Source organism: Vibrio sp. SCSIO 43155 (genome assembly GCF_023716605.1).
GTDB classification, from domain to species: domain Bacteria; phylum Pseudomonadota; class Gammaproteobacteria; order Enterobacterales; family Vibrionaceae; genus Vibrio; species Vibrio harveyi.
The window spans coordinates 765,468-786,158 of the sequence record NZ_CP071853.1 but is presented as its reverse complement, the minus strand read 5'-3'; the positions used below and the strand labels follow the sequence as shown (position 1 = coordinate 786,158).

At 45.2% G+C, this 20,691-nt stretch carries 14 protein-coding genes; 11 read left to right on the top strand and 3 right to left on the bottom strand.

The genetic code is table 11. The features are described from left to right. Positions 1–58 precede the first annotated feature (58 nt). Positions 59–1,606 carry an arylsulfatase gene (locus J4N44_RS20520; protein WP_005447192.1) on the bottom strand — a complete coding sequence of 516 codons (1,548 nt, stop codon included), beginning with the start codon at positions 1,604–1,606 and terminating at the stop codon, positions 59–61. Positions 1,607–1,952: 346 nt separating this feature from the next. On the opposite strand from J4N44_RS20520, the gene J4N44_RS20515 reads away from it, so the two are divergent. The 6 genes from J4N44_RS20515 to J4N44_RS20490 all read left to right on the top strand — a co-directional run bounded on the left by J4N44_RS20515 (position 1,953) and on the right by J4N44_RS20490 (position 10,612). After that, complete coding sequence (locus J4N44_RS20515; protein ID WP_005447193.1) at positions 1,953–3,518, top strand: arylsulfatase; 1,566 nt, start codon at positions 1,953–1,955, stop codon at positions 3,516–3,518. A gap of 265 nt (positions 3,519–3,783) precedes the next feature. Next, positions 3,784–4,542, top strand: coding sequence for a response regulator transcription factor (locus J4N44_RS20510; RefSeq protein WP_252045680.1), 759 nt, complete (start codon positions 3,784–3,786; stop codon positions 4,540–4,542). Then, entirely contained in the window at positions 4,539–5,879 is a 1,341-nt protein-coding gene (locus J4N44_RS20505) for a sensor histidine kinase (protein WP_252045679.1), read from the top strand. Before J4N44_RS20510 ends, J4N44_RS20505 begins: the two co-directional genes overlap by 4 nt. A gap of 108 nt (positions 5,880–5,987) precedes the next feature. Then, complete coding sequence (locus J4N44_RS20500; RefSeq protein WP_252045678.1) at positions 5,988–7,913, top strand: TonB-dependent receptor domain-containing protein; 1,926 nt, start codon at positions 5,988–5,990, stop codon at positions 7,911–7,913. A 131-nt stretch (positions 7,914–8,044) separates the two neighbouring features. Then, entirely contained in the window at positions 8,045–10,402 is a 2,358-nt protein-coding gene (locus J4N44_RS20495) for a fatty acid cis/trans isomerase (RefSeq protein WP_017819210.1), read from the top strand. Between the two features lie 18 nt (positions 10,403–10,420). Beyond that, a complete protein-coding gene (locus J4N44_RS20490) occupies positions 10,421–10,612 on the top strand; it encodes a hypothetical protein (RefSeq protein ID WP_005447215.1) in 192 nt (63 codons plus the stop codon). 98 nt (positions 10,613–10,710) lie between these two features. Here J4N44_RS20490 and torS read toward each other — a convergent pair whose 3' ends face one another. Further along, on the bottom strand, positions 10,711–13,674 hold the full coding sequence (gene torS / locus J4N44_RS20485; protein ID WP_009697255.1) for a TMAO reductase system sensor histidine kinase/response regulator TorS: 2,964 nt from the start codon (positions 13,672–13,674) through the stop codon (positions 10,711–10,713). A 43-nt stretch (positions 13,675–13,717) separates the two neighbouring features. Here torS and torT point away from each other — a divergent pair, with 43 nt between their 5' ends. Together torT and J4N44_RS20475 are read left to right on the top strand one after the other, a co-directional pair. Continuing rightward, the gene (gene torT / locus J4N44_RS20480) at positions 13,718–14,767 is read left to right on the top strand and encodes a TMAO reductase system periplasmic protein TorT (RefSeq protein ID WP_080573709.1); all 1,050 of its coding nucleotides are present in this window, start codon (positions 13,718–13,720) and stop codon (positions 14,765–14,767) included. A 64-nt stretch (positions 14,768–14,831) separates the two neighbouring features. After that, positions 14,832–15,287 (top strand): methylglyoxal synthase, encoded by a 456-nt coding sequence (locus tag J4N44_RS20475; RefSeq protein ID WP_005447220.1) that lies wholly within the window; start codon positions 14,832–14,834, stop codon positions 15,285–15,287. A 101-nt stretch (positions 15,288–15,388) separates the two neighbouring features. Here the strand turns inward: J4N44_RS20475 and helD are convergent, their stop codons facing one another. Then, positions 15,389–17,458: a DNA helicase IV gene (helD, locus tag J4N44_RS20470; protein ID WP_009697256.1), complete on the bottom strand. Its 2,070-nt coding sequence runs from the start codon at positions 17,456–17,458 to the stop codon at positions 15,389–15,391. Between the two features lie 292 nt (positions 17,459–17,750). Between helD and yccS the strand changes: the two genes are divergently transcribed. The 3 genes from yccS to J4N44_RS20455 all read left to right on the top strand — a co-directional run bounded on the left by yccS (position 17,751) and on the right by J4N44_RS20455 (position 20,674). Further along, positions 17,751–19,904: a YccS family putative transporter gene (gene yccS / locus J4N44_RS20465; RefSeq protein WP_252045677.1), complete on the top strand. Its 2,154-nt coding sequence runs from the start codon at positions 17,751–17,753 to the stop codon at positions 19,902–19,904. Positions 19,905–20,134: 230 nt separating this feature from the next. After that, positions 20,135–20,296, top strand: a complete 162-nt coding sequence (locus J4N44_RS20460) for a hypothetical protein (protein WP_009697258.1) — start codon at positions 20,135–20,137, stop codon at positions 20,294–20,296. 114 nt (positions 20,297–20,410) lie between these two features. Further along, a complete protein-coding gene (locus tag J4N44_RS20455; protein ID WP_005447226.1) occupies positions 20,411–20,674 on the top strand; it encodes a hypothetical protein in 264 nt (87 codons plus the stop codon). Positions 20,675–20,691: the final 17 nt, after the last annotated feature.

The following is a 20,691-nucleotide window of genomic DNA, read 5'->3' as shown; positions in this document are numbered from 1 at the left end:
CTCAAACGAGGCGCAAAAAAAGAGGCTCCGAAGAGCCCCACATTTGGTTGCAATCAATCTATTTATTGTGACTTTCTTGCAGTTTCTCCATCACCTGATCAAGTGAGAAGCTCGCAGCTTTCTGCCTTGGAGGGAATTCTTGGAATGTTTCTAAGAACTTGCCCACATAAGCCTGTGCAGGAACAAGCATGTACGCATGGTCGATCAACCAATCGTAATACGTGTTCGACGTAATATCTGCGACTTCGTATGGGTCCATGCGTAGATTGAAGATCTTAGGCACACGCAACGGTGTAAACGGTTCAGCCCAAATTTGCAACGTACCTTTCGCGCGCTGCTCTAGGAATACGATCTTCCAGTTGCGGAAACGCAGTGAGCTCAAATCACCATCGTCTGTAAAGTAGAAGATTTCTTCACGTGGCCCTTTGTCCTCTTTACCAGTTAGGTAAGGCAGGAAGTTGTAACCATCAAGGTGGTTTTTGAACGTCTTATCTCCTGCTTTATAGCCTTTCAGGAGTTTCTCTTTGATTTGATCATCGCCTGCTGCCGCTAGGAATGTTGGCATCCAGTCCATATGATGCATGATCTCGTTAGACACGCTTCCCGGCTCAATTTTACCCGGCCAACGAACCATAGCGGGAACACGAAATGCGCCTTCCCAGTTAGTATTTTTCTCACCACGGAATGGCGTTGTACCTGCATCTGGCCACGAGTTCATGTGTGGACCGTTATCAGTGGAGTAAAATACGATAGTGTTATCTTGAATGCCAAGATCATCCACTTTCTTCAATAGCTGACCAACATGGTTATCGTGCTCAACCATGCCGTCGGCATAAAAACTGATGCCAGTTTTGCCCAAGTTGTCTTCTTTAACGTGAGTGCGGAAATGCATGCGTGTGGCATTCCACCAGACGAAGAACGGTTTGTCAGCTTTCACCGCACGATCCATAAAATCAAGTGCCGCATCTAGCGTTTCTTCATCTACGGTTTCCATTCGCTTACGAGTGAGCGGTCCCGTATCTTCAATTTTGCCATCAGCAAAGGATTTAATGACACCACGAGGACCAAATTTCTTACGGAATTCTGGGTCTTTCGGGTAATCAACATTTTCCGGTTCTTCCTCGGCGTTCAAGTGATAAAGGTTGCCAAAAAATTCGTCGAAGCCATGATTTGTTGGAAGATGTTCGTCTTTATCGCCTAAGTGGTTTTTACCAAATTGCCCCGTCATATAACCTAAAGGTTTAAGCATTTCTGCAATCGTTGCATCTTCTGCTTGCAAGCCTAGGTCAGCCCCCGGAAGACCAACTTTACTCAAGCCGGTTCGCAGCACTGTTTGACCCGTAATAAAGGTGGAGCGACCTGCGGTACATGATTGTTCGCCATAGTAGTCGGTGAACATCATACCTTCTTTTGCGATTCTATCGATGTTTGGGGTTTTGTAGCCCATGAGGCCGAACGTATAGGCGCTGATATTCGACTGACCAATATCATCACCCCAGATAACCAGAATGTTCGGTTTTTCTGCTGCGATACTGCTACTTGTCGCGCCGATAAAAGCAGCGGCAAGAATCGCTAATCGGCGTTTAACGCCATAATTCGCTGTCATATAAACCTCTGTCTGTATTAGAAAAGTGCATCCTGCACACAAACGTATAGCTCACAAAACAAACTAATGCGAATCCAATAGCATAATTAAAATTAAGTTAAAACTAAGGTCTTATAAGCTCTAAACCAAAGGGAAATTAACGTGACCCAAGTCTCGCTTCAGTTTTCCATACAAAAGGTAAGGTTTGAATATTAAACCAAGAAAACAAAGAGTTACGCGTCTGCATAACTTATGGTTATAAACACTATAAAGCGACATTCTTCAATTGCATCATTAACTTAATAGCCAACGAAGCGTAGGCGGTTCCTACGCTTCTCTTCCAACTTTCAACCAATTTGGAGTTTTTATGGCTAACCAAATGAGCAAGCTGGCTGTCGGTCTCGGCGTACTGGCAACCTCAAGCGCAGCAGTGGCGGCAGACAAACCGAATATCCTAGCGATTTTTGGTGATGATGTTGGTTACTGGAACATCAGTGCATACAACCAAGGTATGATGGGTTACGAAACCCCGAATATCGACCGTATCGCAAACGAAGGTGCACTATTTACTGATCACTACGGTCAGCAATCTTGTACTGCAGGCCGTGCAGCATTCATCACAGGCCAAGAACCGTTCCGTACTGGCTTGCTTACAATTGGTATGCCAGGCTCAACTCACGGTATCCCTGATTGGGCACCGACCATTGCAGACTTGCTAAAAGAGCAAGGCTACATGACGGCTCAGTTCGGTAAGAACCACTTGGGTGACCAAGACCAACACTTGCCAACTAACCATGGTTTCGATGAGTTCTTTGGTAACCTTTACCACCTAAACGCTGAAGAAGAGCCAGAAACATATTACTACCCGAAAGACCCTGAATTCCGTAAAAACTACGGTCCTCGTGGTGTAATCAAATCATTTGCTGACGGTAAGATCGAAGACACAGGTCCTATGACGCGTAAGCGTATGGAACATGCCGATGAAGAATTCCTAGAAACGTCATTGGCGTTCATGGAAAAAGCCGTAAAAGCGGACAAGCCTTTCTTCATCTGGCATAACACAACACGCATGCACGTATGGACTCGCCTTCAAGAGAAATACCAAGGTAAATCTGGCATCAGTATCTACGCCGACGGCATGTTAGAGCATGATGATCAAGTGGGTATTCTACTGGACAAATTGGATGAGCTAGGCGTCGCAGACAACACCATCGTTATCTACTCAACCGATAACGGTGCAGAGACTGTATCGTGGCCTGACGGTGGTGCAACACCATTCCACGGTGAAAAAGGCACGACATGGGAAGGCGGTATGCGTGTTCCTCAGCTCGTTCGTTGGCCTGGCGTAATCGAACCAGGTACTAAGATCAACGAAATGATGGCGCACCAAGACTGGTTACCAACACTGATGGCAGCAGCAGGCGTTCCTGACGTGAAAGAGAAACTGGCTAAAGGCTACAAAGCAAATGGCAAAGACTGGCGCGTACATATTGATGGCTACAACTTCATGCCTTACTTCCAAGGTAAAGAAGAGAAAGGTCCGCGTGAATCACTACTGTACTTCACAGCAAACGGTGAGCTAAACGCAGTTCGCTGGAACGATTGGAAACTGCATTTCGCAACACTAGAAGGTAACATTACGGACGCTGTACGCTTCGCACCAAACTGGCCGAAGATCATCCACCTACGTGCTGACCCATTCGAGAAAGCGCCTCACGAGTCTGGTATGTACCTGCGCTGGATGGCTGACAACATGTGGTTGTTCGTACCTATCCAAGACGTGCTAGGTGAGTTCTTCAAGACACTACCGGATTACCCAATGCAGCAAGGTCAAATGATGAACCCTGCATCAATTAGCTACCAATCTCTTGGTCTACAAGGGAAAATGAAACAGCTAGAACAACTGCAGCAAGAAGTTAAGAAAATGAAATAGTTTCTTTTGCTACTACCGAAAAAACCCGCCAGCCTGGTGGGTTTTCTTTTTTCACTTTTAGCCGTTGGTCGCTTGTTCTTTAATAATTGACCGCCCTATATCACACGTTCGCATCACCTCCCTCTCAGATAACGAAACTTCTAATTAGGTCGCACTTTGACGCTCTATTACTAATAACTGATAGCTTTCTCATTCAGCACATTGATTTTCACCAGTTGATTTTTGATAATAGTTCGCATTATCAAGTAATGAGTAATGCATCAACATGTTCAGTCCAACGTCAGCCACTAGCACTTCTCATCAAAACTGGTCTTCTAGTGCTCCCTCAACTGCTCCTTCTATTTTGTTAGTTGAAGATGATCTCGACCTCAACCTTCAACTCACAGAACTACTCAAAGAGCAAGGTTACAGCGTGAGTTCTATGTACAGTGGTGACGATGGAGTAAGCGCATTTCATCAACAAACGTTCGACTTGGTGATTTTAGATGTGAACCTACCTAACCTTGATGGATTTGAAGTGCTCAATGTGATTCGATCTCAGTCGCAAACCCCCGTTGTCATGCTCACCGCTTACGGTGCGGAAGAATATCGGATTCAAGGTCTTAAATGTGGTGCTGATGATTACATTACTAAACCCTGTAACTTCACCGAGGTTAGCTTACGTGTTGAAGCGATACTGCGCCGAACCCAACTGATTCAACAACCTAACTCTGCCACAAAACTCACTGATAGAGAGCTTCTTCTCAGTAAGCAGACGCATTCCGTTACGCTTCATCACCGCCCAGAAATGGAACCTGTTCAACTCACACCGATTCAGTTCAAGTTACTTTGGACTTTAATCGAACATCGCGGTGAAGTGTTAAGTAAACCCTTTCTCTATCAGACCGTTCTAGAGCGTCAGTTCAGTCAATACGACCGTGCTCTTGATATGCACTTAAGCCGAGTACGCAAGCGCCTCATCGCAGAGGGAATGTCTAACGACCGCATCCAAACCGTTCATGGCAAGGGATACATTTTTAAATGAAAAAAATGCTGTTTTGGCGGCTATTTATCGTCTTATCCCTTGGAGTGGTGATCTTTTTCTCTCTGATTCATAGTGCTGCCATCCTCTCTAACGAGAAAATGAGCTATTTAAAGAAGTCTCATCGTCAACAAATTTTAGATTGGGGCAATACCGCACAAACCTTCATTGACCAACAAGATTGGCACGGACTTGATGTTTGGCTGGAAGAGCTTGCTATCAAAGAATCAACTTGGGCAACCGTGTTGCAATCCCATCTTGACGTAAAAGGAGGGAACCCGCTCAACCAACGTTTTTGGCAAGGTTATGGAATTGGTCGAAGTGTAGAGTGGAAGATTCACCTCGATTTCCCAGACAACCCAATTATGGAAGTCCCACTCTCTCCATTCGGATACCATTTTTTGATTCTGCTACCAGATCGAATGCGACCGGGAACCTACATGTCTCACGCGTTTTGGTTGTTTCGCTTTGTGATTCCCTTTCTTTCTCTACTAGCACTTACTGTGTATTTGTACCGCTATGTTATGCGCCCCTTACAGCAGTTTCATCGTGCCAGCCAAGCCTTCAGTCAGGGCGATTACTCTGCTCGTATTGGGCATACCATGAAACTAGGCAGCGACGAGATTAGCCAAGTCGCTCGTACTTTCGACAAAATGGCGGAACGAACGTCAGATGTAATTCAGCACAACCGCAACCTTATTGCGGACATGTCACATGAGATACGTACCCCACTCGCTCGAATTGAGATGGCAATTGACTGCGTAAATAAAAATATCGAACGCGAGCAAATGCTAGAACGAATCAAAAGCGATACTCAAAAAATGCGAGCGACCGCCGAAGACACACTGACCCTTGCGTGGATTGAAAATGAGCAACCAAACTTAAGAACCGAGTCGTTTGATCTCGCCGAGCTAATTGAAATCATCGTAGAAGATGCGCGTTTTGAATACCCGGATAAACAGGTTTCATTGCTGCAAGATCATTCTCTTCCTCTACAAGATTCGAACCAAATGGCGCTCAGCCAATCTTTGGAGAACATCATTCGTAACGGTCTGCGATACACGCAAACAAAAGAAACGTTAGACATTCGTGTTCTCACCAAATCCAATCATTATCAAATCTTGATTACTGATTCAGGTCCGGGTATCGACCCTAGTCTGTATCGACAAATCTTCAAACCCTTCTTTAAAGCAAATAACCAAGTTACATCCCGAAAAGGCTTTGGTGTAGGTCTTGCGCTCGCCAAGCGCCACATCGAAGCAGTAGGCGGCAAGATCACCGCTTACAACGCAAAACCAAAGGGATTGACGATGGATATTTCATTACCTAAACGACGCTAACTCCAGCTCACTGCAAGGATTGTAACAGTTGTAAAAGTCGTTTACTCAGAGTGTAAGAATCACCAAAATCTCACTCGATAATAATTCTCATTAACAATGGAGGTTACGGTGTCTGCTTCAACCGTATTTAAGCTAAGCCCACTTACCATCGCGCTTTTGGTTGCATCACAAGCGACATACGCCAAGGATGACATCGAAATTGTCGAAGTTACTGGGCATACGCCTGAAGGCGTCGATATCACAATCGATTCCGATCAGCTCGCTAAATCCCAAGCGCAAGACTTGAACGACATTTTCCGTAAAGATGCAGAAGTTAGCGTCGGTGGCTCTTCTGGCGTTTCTCAAAAGGTCTATGTCCGTGGTCTGGAAGATACCATGTTGAATGTATCTATCGACGGTGCGGAGCAATCCGGTAACCTATTCCACCATCAAGGTCGACTCTCTATTGAACCTGAACTTCTCAAGCAAGTTGATGTGAGTGCAGGTACAGGTCGTGCAACAGACGGACCAGGTGCACTCGGTGGCGCGATTAAGTTCACCACTAAAGATGCACACGATCTCCTTGCCGCAGGTGAAACCTATGGTGCGATGCTAAAAGGCGGTTATTACACCAATAATGAGGGTTACAAGGTTTCAGCAAGTTTATACGGAGAAGTCGCTGATCAGCTTGGTCTTCTGGCTTCATTTGGTTACGTCGACGGCGATAACATCGAAGACGGTAAAGGTCAGGAACAACCCTACACAGCGTTAGAGCAACAAATTGCGCTTCTAAAGCTTTCTGGTCAGTTGAATGACGAACATTACTTATCTATCAGTTACGATTACCGCAATGATGATGGTCGACGTTTAAATCGCCCTCACTTCCAGCCAAGCTTTAAAAATGCGCCTCTCGATCAAGAAACCGATCGTTCTACTTTTACTCTGAATCACAAATACGCAGCAAGCGAATCGTTTAATTTAGACACCACGCTCTACTACACCGATAGTCGCTTAGCTCATAAAGATCACCCCCGCTGGGGCACCAGTGATGGTTCGACCCAGACTACTGGTATAAAGATATTCAACACGAGTAAATTGACTGACCACACTTTGGTCTATGGCTTGGATTACAAGAAAGACAAATCGGAATTTGAAACCAACTACGATGGTAAAAAGGATGATGAAGAAAAAGGCACAGTCTATGGTCTGATTGTCCAAGATGATTGGATGTTAACAGAAACCATCATTCTAACCGCTGGTGCTCGTTACGATTGGTACGAGTTAACCGATAACAAGGACCAAGACTTCGACTCAAACGGTTTTAGCCCTAACGTAGGTATTAATTACAATGCGTTGGAAGGCTTGAACCTATTTGCTAGTTATGCGGAAGCGTTCCGTGGTCAACAAATCAAAGAACTGTTTGTTATCGATTACCGCGAAAATGACCCAAATCGTAAGCCTGAGGAAGCACGCAACTTAGAGCTAGGGGCAAATTACCAATACGATGATTTCTTTGCTGGCGTCACCTTCTTCGATAGCACAATCAAAGACGTGGTAACAAACCAAGGCGCGGTTTACACCAACGTGGGCGATTTAGATAACCAAGGTGTTACCGCTTACTTAGGCTATGCAATTGCTGACGTATCAGCTCGATTGAGTTACAACCAATCCCGTCCAGAGCTAAACGGCACACCGCTTTCTGATGAAGATTCCACATTGGGAACATCGATTGGTGATACTTGGGTACTTGATCTTATCTACCAACCAATGGAAAACCTTGAGTTTGGTTGGAATGCTCGATTTGTTGAACGCTTGACCGATGTAGCGGATCCAACCGTCCATCCAGAAAAGCCAGGCTATGGTGTGCATGACGTTTACGCATACTGGATGCCATTAGCTGATGAAGAACTTTCCTTAACCCTATCGGTGAAGAACGTCTTTGATAAGTACTACTTCGACCATGCCTCATACATGGCATACATCGGAAGCCCAGTAGCACAAGGGTATGCGAGCCCTGGTCGAGACTTCCGATTTAACGTCACTTACGCGTTCTAGGTTCGAGTGAGTACATTGCCATTGAGCTAACGATAACAACTCAGAAATCGGGGCGAATTGCTCCGATTTTTGGTATTTAGCGGCGTATTTTGCTTTAATTAACGCAAATTCAATTTACTCAAAATAACTCAATGAATTTACGTTTAATTTTTACACTGTCTATTGCCACTCTATTTGCGGGTTGTGCGACCTATGCAGGACTAAACTACGATAAACTGTTTGGTCCTGAGCAAGTTCGCGAGCGAACCGCAACGATTGATACGCCACAAGCGGATTTCTTTCAACATGACGTCAAACCTATTGTTGATAATCGCTGTGTGGTTTGCCATGCCTGCTACGATGCCCCTTGTCAGCTCAAACTTTCTTCCGTAGAAGGCATAGACCGCGGAGCAAGCAAAGCTTTAGTATATGAAGGCACTCGCCTCACTGCCGCTGCCCCAACTCGTCTATTTGAAGATGCACAAACCACTCAGGAGTGGCGTGACGCTGGCTTCCATCCTGTGCTTAACGAACGTGAGCAGAGCATGGCGGCTAACATGGATGCAGGTCTAATTGCACGAATGCTGCAACAAAAGGAACGTCACCCTCTTCCCGACCAAGTTCAGCTAGAAGGCTTCGATTTTTCTATCGATCGTGAACAAACCTGTCCGACCATTGAAGAATACGCGCAATATGAGCAAGACAACCCAACATGGGGAATGCCTTTTGGTATGCCGAACTTAACTTCAGCGGAGTATCAAACATTGATGCTTTGGTTAAAGAACGGCGCGATCATGAACGCACATGTACCGTTAACCGAGCAACAACAAACAGAAGTAGACAAGTACGAAGCGTTACTCAACAAGGGCTCTCGTAAGAATCAACTTGCTGCTCGTTACATTTACGAACATCTGTTCTTATCTCACCTATATTTCTCTGAATTAGATGGAGAACAACCTCGATTCTTTATATTAGTTCGCTCTGCGACGCCTCCCGGCGAGCCTGTAAAACGCATTACCACACGTCGTCCATATGATGACCCCAAAGTGGAACGCGTTTACTACCGTATTATTCCAGAGCAAGGCACTATCGTGGATAAGACCCACATGCCGTTTGCCTTGAATAAACAACGCATTGATAACTGGAAAAAGTGGTTCATTGATGCCGATTACAAAGTGGCACAACTGCCAAGCTACGAGCCAGAAGTCGCTGCTAACCCGATGACTGCATTCATTGACCTACCAGTGAAATCTCGCTTCAAGTTCATGCTGGATAATGCACAAAACACCATTATGGCTTACATCAAAGGCCCAGTGTGTCGCGGTCAATTAGCATTGAATGTAATTAACGACCGTTTCTGGGTGTTCTTCCTCGATCCAGACAAAGCGGATATTCCCGAGGTGAACGAGTTTTATCGTTCCCAAGCAGACAATTTGAAGCTTCCGGGCGAGTTAGAAAGCAATACCGTACCAGTAACAAACTGGGTGAAGTACTCACGCCAGCAAGCTCGTTACCTAGAGGCTAAATCAGACTTCATCAACAAATGGTTCAAAAACGGCGAGCATCTTTCTACGGATGTGATTTGGGATGGTAACGACACCAATCCGAATGCAGCGCTAACGGTATTCCGCCACTTTGACAGTGCATCTGTCGTGCAGGGTTTAGTCGGAGAACAACCAAAAACAGCTTGGGTGCTGGACTATGCCCTACTTGAGCGAATTCACTACCTTCTCGTTGCTGGGTTTGATGTTTACGGCAACTTTGGTCATCAGTTGATCACTCGTATGTTCATGGACTTCCTTCGTCTTGAAGGGGAGAGTAATTTTATTGCCCTATTGCCTGCCGATATGCGTCATCAAGAGCACTCAAGTTGGTACCAAGATCAACCGCGTCAGCTAAGCGACTTTTTGCAGCGTAATGTCGCACCATTTAGCCAACCGACTAGCGTTGTGTACCATACTGACGACCCGAAATCCGAACTGCTCGACATCTTGCGCAAGCAGGTTTCACCTATCCTGTTACCACGTTATGACATTGTAGATACCGCACTAACGGTGGAGAGTGAGCAGCAGTTGGCAAGCATCAACCAAGTTCGTGGAGAGGGACTCCAAACTGTGCCGCAAATCACCATGCTGATGGTGCGCAGTAATTCCGGTCAAGATGAGCTGTTTACCCTGCTGCATAATAACGCGCATATCAATATTTCTAGTTTGTTTGATGAAGAAAGTAACCGTGACTTCGCAAATGATGATATGACCATCGTTCGAGGTGTTGTTGGCAGTTACCCAGCTGCGTTTTTCTCAATTAACGAAAATCAGGTAAAAGAATTTGTCGATCAATTTAGTGCTCTAAAATCCGAGTCAGATTACGTTAAGTTACTGGATAATTTTGCGATTCGCCGAAGCTCAGAAAAGTTCTGGCCGTTTAGCGATCGTATCCACGATTGGTATCGTACAAATCAACCGATCGAATTTGGTTTACTTGACTATAATCGTTTTGAGAATCGATGATGATTTAAGGGGGTTCTCATGAGTATCCGAGACAACATTGCCGCTCTCGAGCAACAGATTTACGTTGCTTGCTCAGAGGGGGATTACGATACGGTCAACATGCTTGAGCACCAACTCGAATACTTGCGTGGCAGAATGGAGCATCCGTTCGAAGATGATCCTTATGCATTAGACACTCGGTTTGAGTGGGAAGATGATCTGACCGAATAGAAAAAAACCTCCGGCGTAAACCGGAGGTTTTTGTTTATCGGCATTGATCTGCTTGCTCGAATTTACCTTCTGGCTCAAGCAGGTAGCAAAATAGACGTTTATTCAGCCATCAGGTTATCAAGGGCATGAATCGACTCATCAACTTGCTCTTTTAGCGCACCTTGGTGTGTGGCGTACGCCTCCAATGGCTCAGCGGCAATCTCAACACATTGGCATGTATTCATTAGTGCCGTCAGACCTAAACTGCCTGCGCTGCCTTTCAATTTGTGGGCAAGATCTTTCACGCCTCGGCTGTCACCGCTTTCTGAAGACGTTTCCATTTGGCTTAGTACATCAGCGCTGGTTTGTCTGAACAAATCAATGATGTGCAGCATCTTTTCTCTGCCCAAAATCTTCATGTCTGACTGAATCACATTAGGGTTGATGATAACCATTGCTGGCTCCTCTGCTATCGTGTCTGTTGTGACCGCCGATTCGTTGTTGTCGGTCGTTGTTGTTATTTCATCATGTGGGATGCATTCCCCGCTTTGAGGAAGCAGCAACTGTTTGCCATCCAACATATCTTGGATGAGCGCAGCAAGAGCTTCTTTTTCCATAGGTTTTGGTAAGTAGCCATCAAATCCCGCCGCCAAATAGCTTTCCACTTCTTCAGCAAATACATGAGCAGAAACCGCCACCATTGGCGTTGGTGCAAGTGCTTTATCCGCTGGTTTGTTGCGCTCTATGCGTTTAAGGCGGTGGATTAAATCAGCACCGTTACAATCTGGCAAGTTGATATCGACCAGTGCAATGTCGAAATCGTGCTTGTCAATGATCTGCTCCGCCTCTAAGCCATTTTCTGCCATGATAACTTGGTGTCCCATGCTCTCTAAGAAACCTTCCGCCACAACACGGTTTACAGGATTGTCTTCTACTAGCAGAACTTTCGCTTTCACTTTACAACGAGCGCTCGCGATGGAAACCGTCTCTACAGGCTCACTCTCTTCTAAAGGAATGGAGAACCAGAAACGGCTACCATGTCCTTCATCCGAATCCACATCCAAACGGCCCCCCATTGCTTGAATAATACGGCGGCTAATAGCAAGACCTAACCCGGTACCACCAGTTTGGTTCAAACCGCCTTCAGCTTGTGTAAAGGCATCGAATAAGGTTTTTTGGTCTTTCTTTGCAATGCCAATACCGGTATCCGAGACTTCGAACAGAACTTGCGATTCATCTTCTGGGTTTAAGCTGACATAGATGTCAATCTCACCTTGTTCGGTGAACTTAATCGCATTACCCACTAAGTTATTTAGAACTTGATTGATGCGCGTAACATCCCCTTTCCAGTAACGCCCTACATCACTTTCGATATGGTAAGAGAACAGCAGTTTTTTCTCTTGCGCTTTGCCGTTCATCAACTGGAATGTGTCTTCTATCATTTGGTGCAAGTCGAAACCTAAACTGCGGATCTCCAAATGTCCGGCTTCGATTTTCGAGTAATCCAGAACGTCATTCAAAATCGCCAGCAACGTTTTACCACTGCGGTTGATGATTTCTGCGTAACGCTTTTGAATTGGGTTCAGACCGGAATCAATCAGCAGACGTGCCGTACCAAGCACACCATTCATCGGCGTACGAATCTCATGACTCATAGTAGCAAGGAAGGCAGACTTCGCTCGGCTGGCTTGTTCTGCTTGCTTACGTGCTTTCGCGTGGTTCAACACCTCTTCATTCAAACGGCGATTTGCTTGTTTCAACTGAGAAGTTCGTTGCTCAACCAGCTCTTCGAGGTGCTCTTTATGCTCTTCCAATTCACGCTTGGCTTTCGCTTCGCCCTCAGCAACCACCTTGAGGGCTTGCGCCGTATTACGAGCAGTAATGATGGCTTGCCCCATATGCGCTAGCTCATCTTTTCCTTTCACTTCCAGCTCTACCGCTAGGTTGCCCTGCGCAACAGAAAGCAGCGCCGAAGAGTATTCTGTCAAGCGCTTCACGACCGACACGTAAACCACACGCCAAAGAATAAGCACAACAATGATCAAACCAATGATCGAAATGACCGTCAGCGACCACTGAGCAAATTTCAAGGTACTTGTCAGTTGTTCAACCGCAATACGGGTAGTCTGGTTAGAATCATCCACCAGCTTGTTTACGGTGCTGTTTAACTCAGAGAAAAGCTCAAGCGTTTTTTGCATTAGTTGCTGAGACTGCTCGTTGTTCTCATATTGTTGAAGCAAAATGGTAAAGACAACTTGGCGTTTACCCAGTTCAGTAAGAAGTTGGCTCATTTGCTCTGAGCGCGTTGGGTCTTCTACCGCTAACACTCGGCGTTTCATGATTTTTAGGTTGTCTTCGAACGCTGTTTGGATCTGTTGAATGCGGTCTACGTTAGTCAGTGTGCGCGCTTCTTCAATTTGGTTGAGCATCTTGAAGGCGAGTAAATGCAGCTCGTGAAGTCGTTCGGTCAGGTCTAGGTCGACTTCCACTAACGCATCTAGCGCTTGATACACTTGATCTTTCTTGTTGGATTCAAGCAAATCATAAATATGCGTCACGTTCGCAACGGCAATGGTACTGGTGTTTTGCACTTGAGTACGCGTAAGTTGCTCCAACTCTTCACTCAATAAGCGCATTTCTTCTACACGCGTATCGATCTCTTTCGCTAGCCAAAGCTTGCGTTCTACCGTGACACCTAACTCCGCCAGGTTGTTAATGACGTTCTGGACGTTATTTTCCAATGCCTCTAGCAATTGTGAATCAAAAGACTCTCCACCCAGCTCTTTGATGTGAGTAAGTAAGGACTCAAGCTGATCAAATAAGACGCGCCCCGCCTCTTTACGCTCTTGTTCGTTTTGCGCATTGGACAACATTTGAACCGATGAAATGATGCGAGTACTGAGCTCTGACACTTGTCGAGCTTCAATCATTGCTGGTATGGCAGCATCTACCACGTTCCTTTCCGTTTTTGCCACCAGAGAAAACCCTGATACACCGATTAATGCTGATAACATCACCAACATTGCCATCGCAATGAAGGACAATAACAGTTTACGACCGATGCTTGCGGTAGCTAGCAACATATTTTCCTGACCTTAATATTCGTGTTCGGCGACATATTACGTTATATTTTGCAGTGTTTACTTAATCTATGCCAACGAACTTCATTTCATGGTTATAAATCAGCGTTCATTTCGCACAATTTTCAAACAATCTGCGCTAGCAATGACACTTTTCGCTTCAGTGCCGAGTTTTGCAGCAGAGAAAATCTGTGCCATTTACCCTCATTTAAAGGATTCATACTGGCTATCAGTAAACTATGGAATGGTTTCCGAAGCGGAAAAACTGGGTGTTAACCTGCGCGTACTTGAGGCAGGCGGTTATCCCAATAAAACGCGCCAAGAGCAACAATTGGCTTTGTGCACTCAATGGGGTGCCGATGCCATTATCCTTGGTACCGTTGATCCACAAGCTTATGAGCACAACCTGAGAAACTGGGTTGGTAATACGCCTGTATTTGCTACCGTAAATCAACTCGACCTTGATGCAGAGCAAACCAAACTGCTTAAAGGCGTAGTTGGTGTGGACTGGTATTGGATGGGCTATGAAGCCGGCAAATACCTTGCAGAAAAGCACCCTAAAGGCTCGGGTAAAACCAATATTGCCCTACTGCTTGGTCCAAGAACGCGTGGTGGTACCAAACCGGTTACCACAGGTTTCTACGAAGCAATAAAGAACAGCGATATTCACATCGTGGATTCTTACTGGGCTGACAATGACAAAGAGTTACAGCGTAACCTAGTTCAGCGTGTTATTGATATGGGCGATATCGACTACATTGTCGGTAGTGCCGTTGCGATCGAAGCCGCGATCAGTGAACTACGCAGTGCAAACAAAACCAAGGACATTGGTTTGGTTTCCGTGTATCTCAGTCATGGTGTGTATCGTGGACTATTGCGTCATAAGGTGTTATTCGCTCCAACCGATAAGATGGTGGAACAAGGCCGTTTGTCTGTCCTTCAAGCGACGCACTATTTGCGTCATCAACCGTATGAAAAACATGCGTCTCCACAGATCAAACCATTGACGCCAAAGACACTTCACGACGATACAATTGAAGAATCGTTATCTCCGTCAGAATATAGGCCGACATTCAGCGTTAAGGCTGTTGATTGATAGGCAAAAAGTGTGTTTTATTGAACCGTAACGACTTTAAAATCATAAAAACGGAAATAACTTGATGCAAAAAACAACTCGTACCATGCCTGCGCACAAACATGTGGCATTGGTTGCCCACGATAATTGCAAACCTGAACTGCTTCGTTGGGTAAAAGAGAACAAAGAAAAGCTACAAAGCCATTTCTTGTATGCGACTGGCACAACGGGTCACATGCTAAGCAAAGAAACGGGCTTAGCGATCAAGAGCATGATCAGTGGTCCAATGGGAGGCGACCAGCAACTTGGAGCGCTGATTTCTGAAGGCAATATCGATGTTCTTGTGTTCTTCTGGGATCCGCTAAATGCTGTACCACATGACCCAGATGTAAAGGCACTACTACGTATTGCAAGTGTTTGGAACATTCCTGTAGCAACGAACCGCGCGACAGCGAAGTTCCTATTCAACTCTCCACTGATCGACCAAGAAGTTGATATTGAAGTGCCAGACTACGACGCATATATAGCAGAGCGCACTTAATTCCTCTGAGCGGATCGACTCGTCACAAATAAAACTCATCACAAGTAAAACAAAGGCGATACTGAGTATCGCCTTTGTTGTAATCAGATAACAGGTATACCTTATCTTGACGTCACGATGGGATAATCACCATTTACCAGTTCTTGTACAAATGAGGACCCAGCTCCCGTGTGCGTGATCCACACTTTTTCCTTCGCACGCGTAATTGCCACATAGAATAAACGACGTTCTTCTGCGTATGGATACTTGTCTTTCGACTCACATAGCGCACCATCAATATGAGCTTGTTTTTTCTTCGCAGGGAATTGCCCTTCGTCCACTGATAGGATAATTACAAAGTCTGCTTCTCTACCCTTACTCGCGTGACAAGTCATAAAGCGAATATCCAAGTTCGGGAATCGCTTCAACCAGTCATCGTATAAGTCTGGTTTGTGGTAATGATTACGTCCTAACAACAACACAGATTTGGTTTTCTTCGCCTGTTGGTTAAGCTGGTCAAGAATCTTCTCAACTTGGTTGCTTGGTGCTGTGTGAACGCTTTTCTGCTTACGTTGTTTGTGACTGTTTAGTGTCTTCGGTAATTGCGACGGGTTTTCTTGCACAAAGGTATTTGCTACATCACCAATTTGATTGTTGAAGCGATACGTCGTATCCAAGTGATGCACCGTTGAATGAATGAATCTATCTTGGAATCCTGTCGTCAAATCCACATCTGCGCCCGCAAATTGGTAGATCGCTTGCCAGTCATCACCTACAGCAAACAAGGTTGCACCTGCTTGCTTCTCTGTGGATTCACATAGAGCCTCAATCAACGCCAAGCGATCAGGAGAAATATCTTGGTATTCATCCACCATAATAAAACGCCAAGGTGAACTGAATTTCCCTTTCTTAACGTAATCGGTCGCACGACTGATCATGGTTGGGAAGTCCACTTGATTGGTTTCTTTGAGCATCTTTTGCCACGCACTAAAGCACGGCCAGCAAAGTGCCAACTCACTGTTTAAACGAGTGTAGTCTTGGTGATTAACGAGCTTTTCTTGTACTTGTTTCTTAGTTAAACCAACCGATGCAAGTTGAGACAATTGGTTATCTAACCAAGCAATCAGTTTAGGATTTTCCGAGTGACTGCCGAGCTCATCGTCACCTTTCAAGTACGCAATCGGCCATTTATCTAGATGCTTTTGCCAACGCTTAAAGTTTGTTGGCGTCATCCAATGTTTCTTAAGCCAATCAATACACCAGGCTGAGCGCTGATTATCATCGAGCGCTAATGGGCTGATTTCGACGGGTTGAGTCTCAACTTGATTTAGGATGCGCAAACCAAGTTGATGGAATGTATTAACGCGAACACTTTCTGCCGCCAAGCCAACTTTGTCGACCAATCGCTCTTTCATCTCTTTGGCAGCGTCACGACCAAAGGCCAGCATCAGCAGCTCTTCTGCTTGCGCTTGATGGCTTTGTAGAAGGTACGCCACACGCGCTGTCAGCACACTAGTTTTACCTGAACCAGCTCCGGCTAGTACCAAGTTATGGTCATCGTTAAGGAGCACCGCATGCTGCTGAGAAAGGTTAAGCGGCGAAGATTCAATTCGGCTAAACAGCACTTCCCAGTTTGGGCGTTCGTTCTCTAACCATTCATGGTTACGCTCACTCAACGTCTGCGAGGTTTGTGCAAGCCATGGTTCAATCTCCGCCATACGTTTAGGCATGCGCATTTTCGCTTCTGCCAAACTGGTTTTGATTTCAATGAGCTCTTCGTTCAGTTGAGTCACCCAAGACTGCACTTTTGAGTGAGGTAAGTAGGCTGGAAGATGTTTGAGTTGATACAGCTCATCTTCCCACTTGGGTAGATATTCCGCGAGTTTACGGCATTGGGTGTTATGCCAATCTTGATACTGACGCACGGCTTCGACCGCAAACTTACGACATTGCGGCCAAGGTAAACCTTGCACAAGCCAGCTTTGTTGCTTGCCATCTTGCTCATGAGCGAAAAACTGAAGTGAGCTCCAGAGAAGACCACGTTTCACGCTAACTTTGCCATTCCAAATCGTAAACGGGATGTGTTCTTCACTACCCACTGAGCTTAATAAAACACTGTTTTCTTTTATTTCGACTTGGTAATACTCATTTTGAATAAAAAACTGTGCTTTATTAGAGGCAGTAAGCTGCATGAAAGGTGCGCCTTTTGATATAGAGGTTCCCGTTTTATATCATTTTAGACCGCTAAATTGTAGCGATGGATGAAGCACAAATCGCCTTCTGCCTGTATTCTTAATTAAAATTCACATTACTGTTGAATTTGTGAACAACGGTATATTCTTTCATCCGTGTAGATTCGTTAAGTCAATGACAAATCTGTTGATTTCCTGAGCAAGTGACGATTTTTATTAAATTAGGTCATAAACGCGCTATAGTGAGTTTGTTAAACTTCTCTCGTTTTCCACCGGCAACGAAAGGCGCATCGTGCAAGCAGCTTTAAAATTCCGCCTCTTTTGGGCAAACAAAACTCTCAACTACAGCATTCTTATTCTGATCACTTTACTAGGCGTCGTGATCCCCGCATGGTACTTCCAGCAAAACACATTAATCACGCCCCTGATTCTAGGTGTCATTGCCGCTGCACTTGCAGAGAGTGATGACAGCTTTACAGGTAGGATAAAAGCCCTCTTTCTCACCTTTATCTGTTTTGCGGTTGCTGCTTTCTCAATAGAGATCTTATTTGATACGCCATGGGCATTTGCGATCGGTCTGTTTATCTCGACGTTCGGCTTCATCATGCTAGGAGCAATCGGACCTAAGTACGCCAGCATTGCATTTGGCTCATTGTTGATCGCCATCTACACCATGCTTGGGGCACATGAGAGTACCAATATTTGGTTCCAACCATTGCTGCTTTTAACGGGCGCTGCGTGGTATTACTTTATGTCGATGATTTGGCAGATGTTTTGGCCAATGCAGCCTGTTCAGCAAAGTCTGGCAACTGTGTTCCTGCAAATCGCCAATTACCTTGATGCGAAAGCCAAGCTGTTTCATCCAGTAACGAACTTAACCCCGCAGCCGATGCGTATTGAAGCAGCAAGATTAAACGCAGCCACCGTAAATGCATTGAATGCTTGTAAAGCAACCCTGCTTAGCCGCTCCAAACGCGGGCATATTGATGGTCCGAGTGACCGCTTCCTCAATATCTACTTTATTGCACAAGACATTCACGAGCGCGTGAGTTCCAGCCATTATCGCTATCAAGATTTGGCGACGGAATTCGAACGCTCTGACGTCTTATTCCGCTTTAAGTATTTGCTTGAGTCTCAAGCCCAAGCTTGCCGCGATATCGCTCATGCGATTCGGTTGGGAAACGAGTACACGCACACTGATCAATCCATATTGGCATTAGCGGAATTACAAAACTCATTGGGTTATTTAGAAGAACAACAGCAAAGTCACTGGAAGCGCTTATTGGCTCAGTTAACGTACCTGTTCAATAACCTTGCTACCGTAGAAAAGCAGTTGAGTAACATCAACAACCCAGATGCTGAACGATTGGAAGAAGACGTGCTGGATGACACCAATCCGCACACGCTTAAAGCAATGTGGCAACGCATTTCAGCTAACTTGAACAAGGATTCAATGTTGTTTCGTCATGCCTTACGCATGTCGATTGCGCTTACTGCAGGGTATGGGATCATTCAAGCGTTCGATATTGATCGTGGATACTGGATATTGCTGACCACGTTGTTTGTCTGCCAGCCAAACTACAGTGCGACAAGACAGAAGCTTACTGCGCGCGTAATTGGCACGTTAGCGGGCTTGTTGATTGGCGTACCACTGCTCACCTTCTTTCCTTCCCAAGAAAGCCAGTTGGTCTTCATTGTGATATCCGGCGTGATGTTCTTTGCGTTTCGCATCAACAACTATGGTTATGCGACAGGCTTTATCACCTTACTCGTGCTGTTCCTATTTAACCAATTGGGCGAAGGCTACGCTGTGGTGCTCCCTCGCCTTGCAGATACCTTGATTGGCTGTGTGTTAGCGGTTGGTGCTGTTATGGTGATTCTGCCTGATTGGCAATCAAAACGTCTGCATAAAGTCATGTCGGATGCAATCGACGCCAACAAGCAATATCTTGGACAGATCATCGGTCAGTACCGAATTGGTAAGAAAGATAACTTGAGCTATCGAATTGCTCGTCGTCAGGCGCACAATACCGATGCCAACCTATCTTCAGCCATCAGCACTATGCTGGCGGAACCGGGTAAGTACCGTACAGCCGTGGATGAGAGTTTCCGCTTCCTTACGCTAAACCACGCGATGTTGAGTTACATTTCAGCACTGGGCGCACACCGGACAAGGATTGAGGATGAGTCAATTCACCAACTCGTTCTGGATGCACACCGTTGTATTCACCAGCACCTAGACGTACTGTACCGACAACTGCATCAACACTGTGAAGAATGCGATTTGTCCTCGATCGATGACACGAATTTGGAACAACGATTAAATGAGTGGCGTGATGAAGATGATCATTCTGCACGAATGGTGCTTCAACAGCTTCACCTAATCTATCGCATGTTACCCGAGTTGCATTCACTGGCTTCTAAGTTTGCCGTGCGCGTAAACTGATTAAGAACACTGTTCCAGAGGAGTAGGTTATGATTCTACTCCTTTATGATTAGCAGACTTATTCATAAGAATATTCTTACATGTCATTTGACACCATCTGACATTTCTCGGACAAAAAATCACCACTCAAAATCTAATCTAACCATATTAGAACACTGTTTGATTGTGACCATGAGGGTCGCTGAGGTGGGTTGATGAAGGAGAAACCCAAGAAATGTGGGGAGGTCACGATGACTACTCAAGAATTTTATGAATTAAGAAAGAAGATTAATGAACTGACGGCTTCTCAGTTAAAGTCACTTCAAGGTGAAATTAATCTATCCCTTAATAAAAAAGAGAGTCCGCTTCTTTCTTCGGAAGAGCGTGATATGCTTTCAAAACTGTTTGCGTAATCAAACAGTTCAAATAAAGCACTTGCACGAATTATCAACACTTCCTATGCTAACAAAAGCATAACAAGTGAGAGAGTAACCATGCCAGTATCAGGAATACAGTCCGGATATAATATGATTCAGCTATCGCATAAGATGGCTGAAGGTGCTGCGCATGAAATTCAGCAAGACTTCATAAAAGAAAATGATCTCGCCTTCAATAAAGTTGATTTAGTAAAAGGCAACGAACTTGAGTTCAATAAGGCTTCTGATTTGCCTTCTAACCCAATCGAACCCTTGGTAAATCTCACCCAAGCTTCAACCTACAATCGCATTGGTGCTTCCGTTGTTGATAAAAACAACGAAGTCATCGGCAGCTTACTCGATATCCACGTTTAAGCCACTCCTAATTAATA

What these genes read in the sequence shown, in the direction of transcription:
- J4N44_RS20520 (WP_005447192.1), bottom strand. Translation starts at nt 1,606, where the DNA reads ATGACAGCGAATTATGGCGTTAAACGCCGATTAGCGATTCTTGCCGCT.
- J4N44_RS20515 (WP_005447193.1), top strand. Translation starts at nt 1,953, where the DNA reads ATGGCTAACCAAATGAGCAAGCTGGCTGTCGGTCTCGGCGTACTGGCA.
- J4N44_RS20510 (WP_252045680.1), top strand. Translation starts at nt 3,784, where the DNA reads ATGTTCAGTCCAACGTCAGCCACTAGCACTTCTCATCAAAACTGGTCT.
- J4N44_RS20505 (WP_252045679.1), top strand. Translation starts at nt 4,539, where the DNA reads ATGAAAAAAATGCTGTTTTGGCGGCTATTTATCGTCTTATCCCTTGGA.
- J4N44_RS20495 (WP_017819210.1), top strand. Translation starts at nt 8,045, where the DNA reads ATGAATTTACGTTTAATTTTTACACTGTCTATTGCCACTCTATTTGCG.
- J4N44_RS20490 (WP_005447215.1), top strand. Translation starts at nt 10,421, where the DNA reads ATGAGTATCCGAGACAACATTGCCGCTCTCGAGCAACAGATTTACGTT.
- torS (WP_009697255.1), bottom strand. Translation starts at nt 13,674, where the DNA reads ATGTTGCTAGCTACCGCAAGCATCGGTCGTAAACTGTTATTGTCCTTC.
- J4N44_RS20475 (WP_005447220.1), top strand. Translation starts at nt 14,832, where the DNA reads ATGCAAAAAACAACTCGTACCATGCCTGCGCACAAACATGTGGCATTG.
- helD (WP_009697256.1), bottom strand. Translation starts at nt 17,458, where the DNA reads ATGCAGCTTACTGCCTCTAATAAAGCACAGTTTTTTATTCAAAATGAG.
- J4N44_RS20460 (WP_009697258.1), top strand. Translation starts at nt 20,135, where the DNA reads ATGACTACTCAAGAATTTTATGAATTAAGAAAGAAGATTAATGAACTG.
- J4N44_RS20455 (WP_005447226.1), top strand. Translation starts at nt 20,411, where the DNA reads ATGATTCAGCTATCGCATAAGATGGCTGAAGGTGCTGCGCATGAAATT.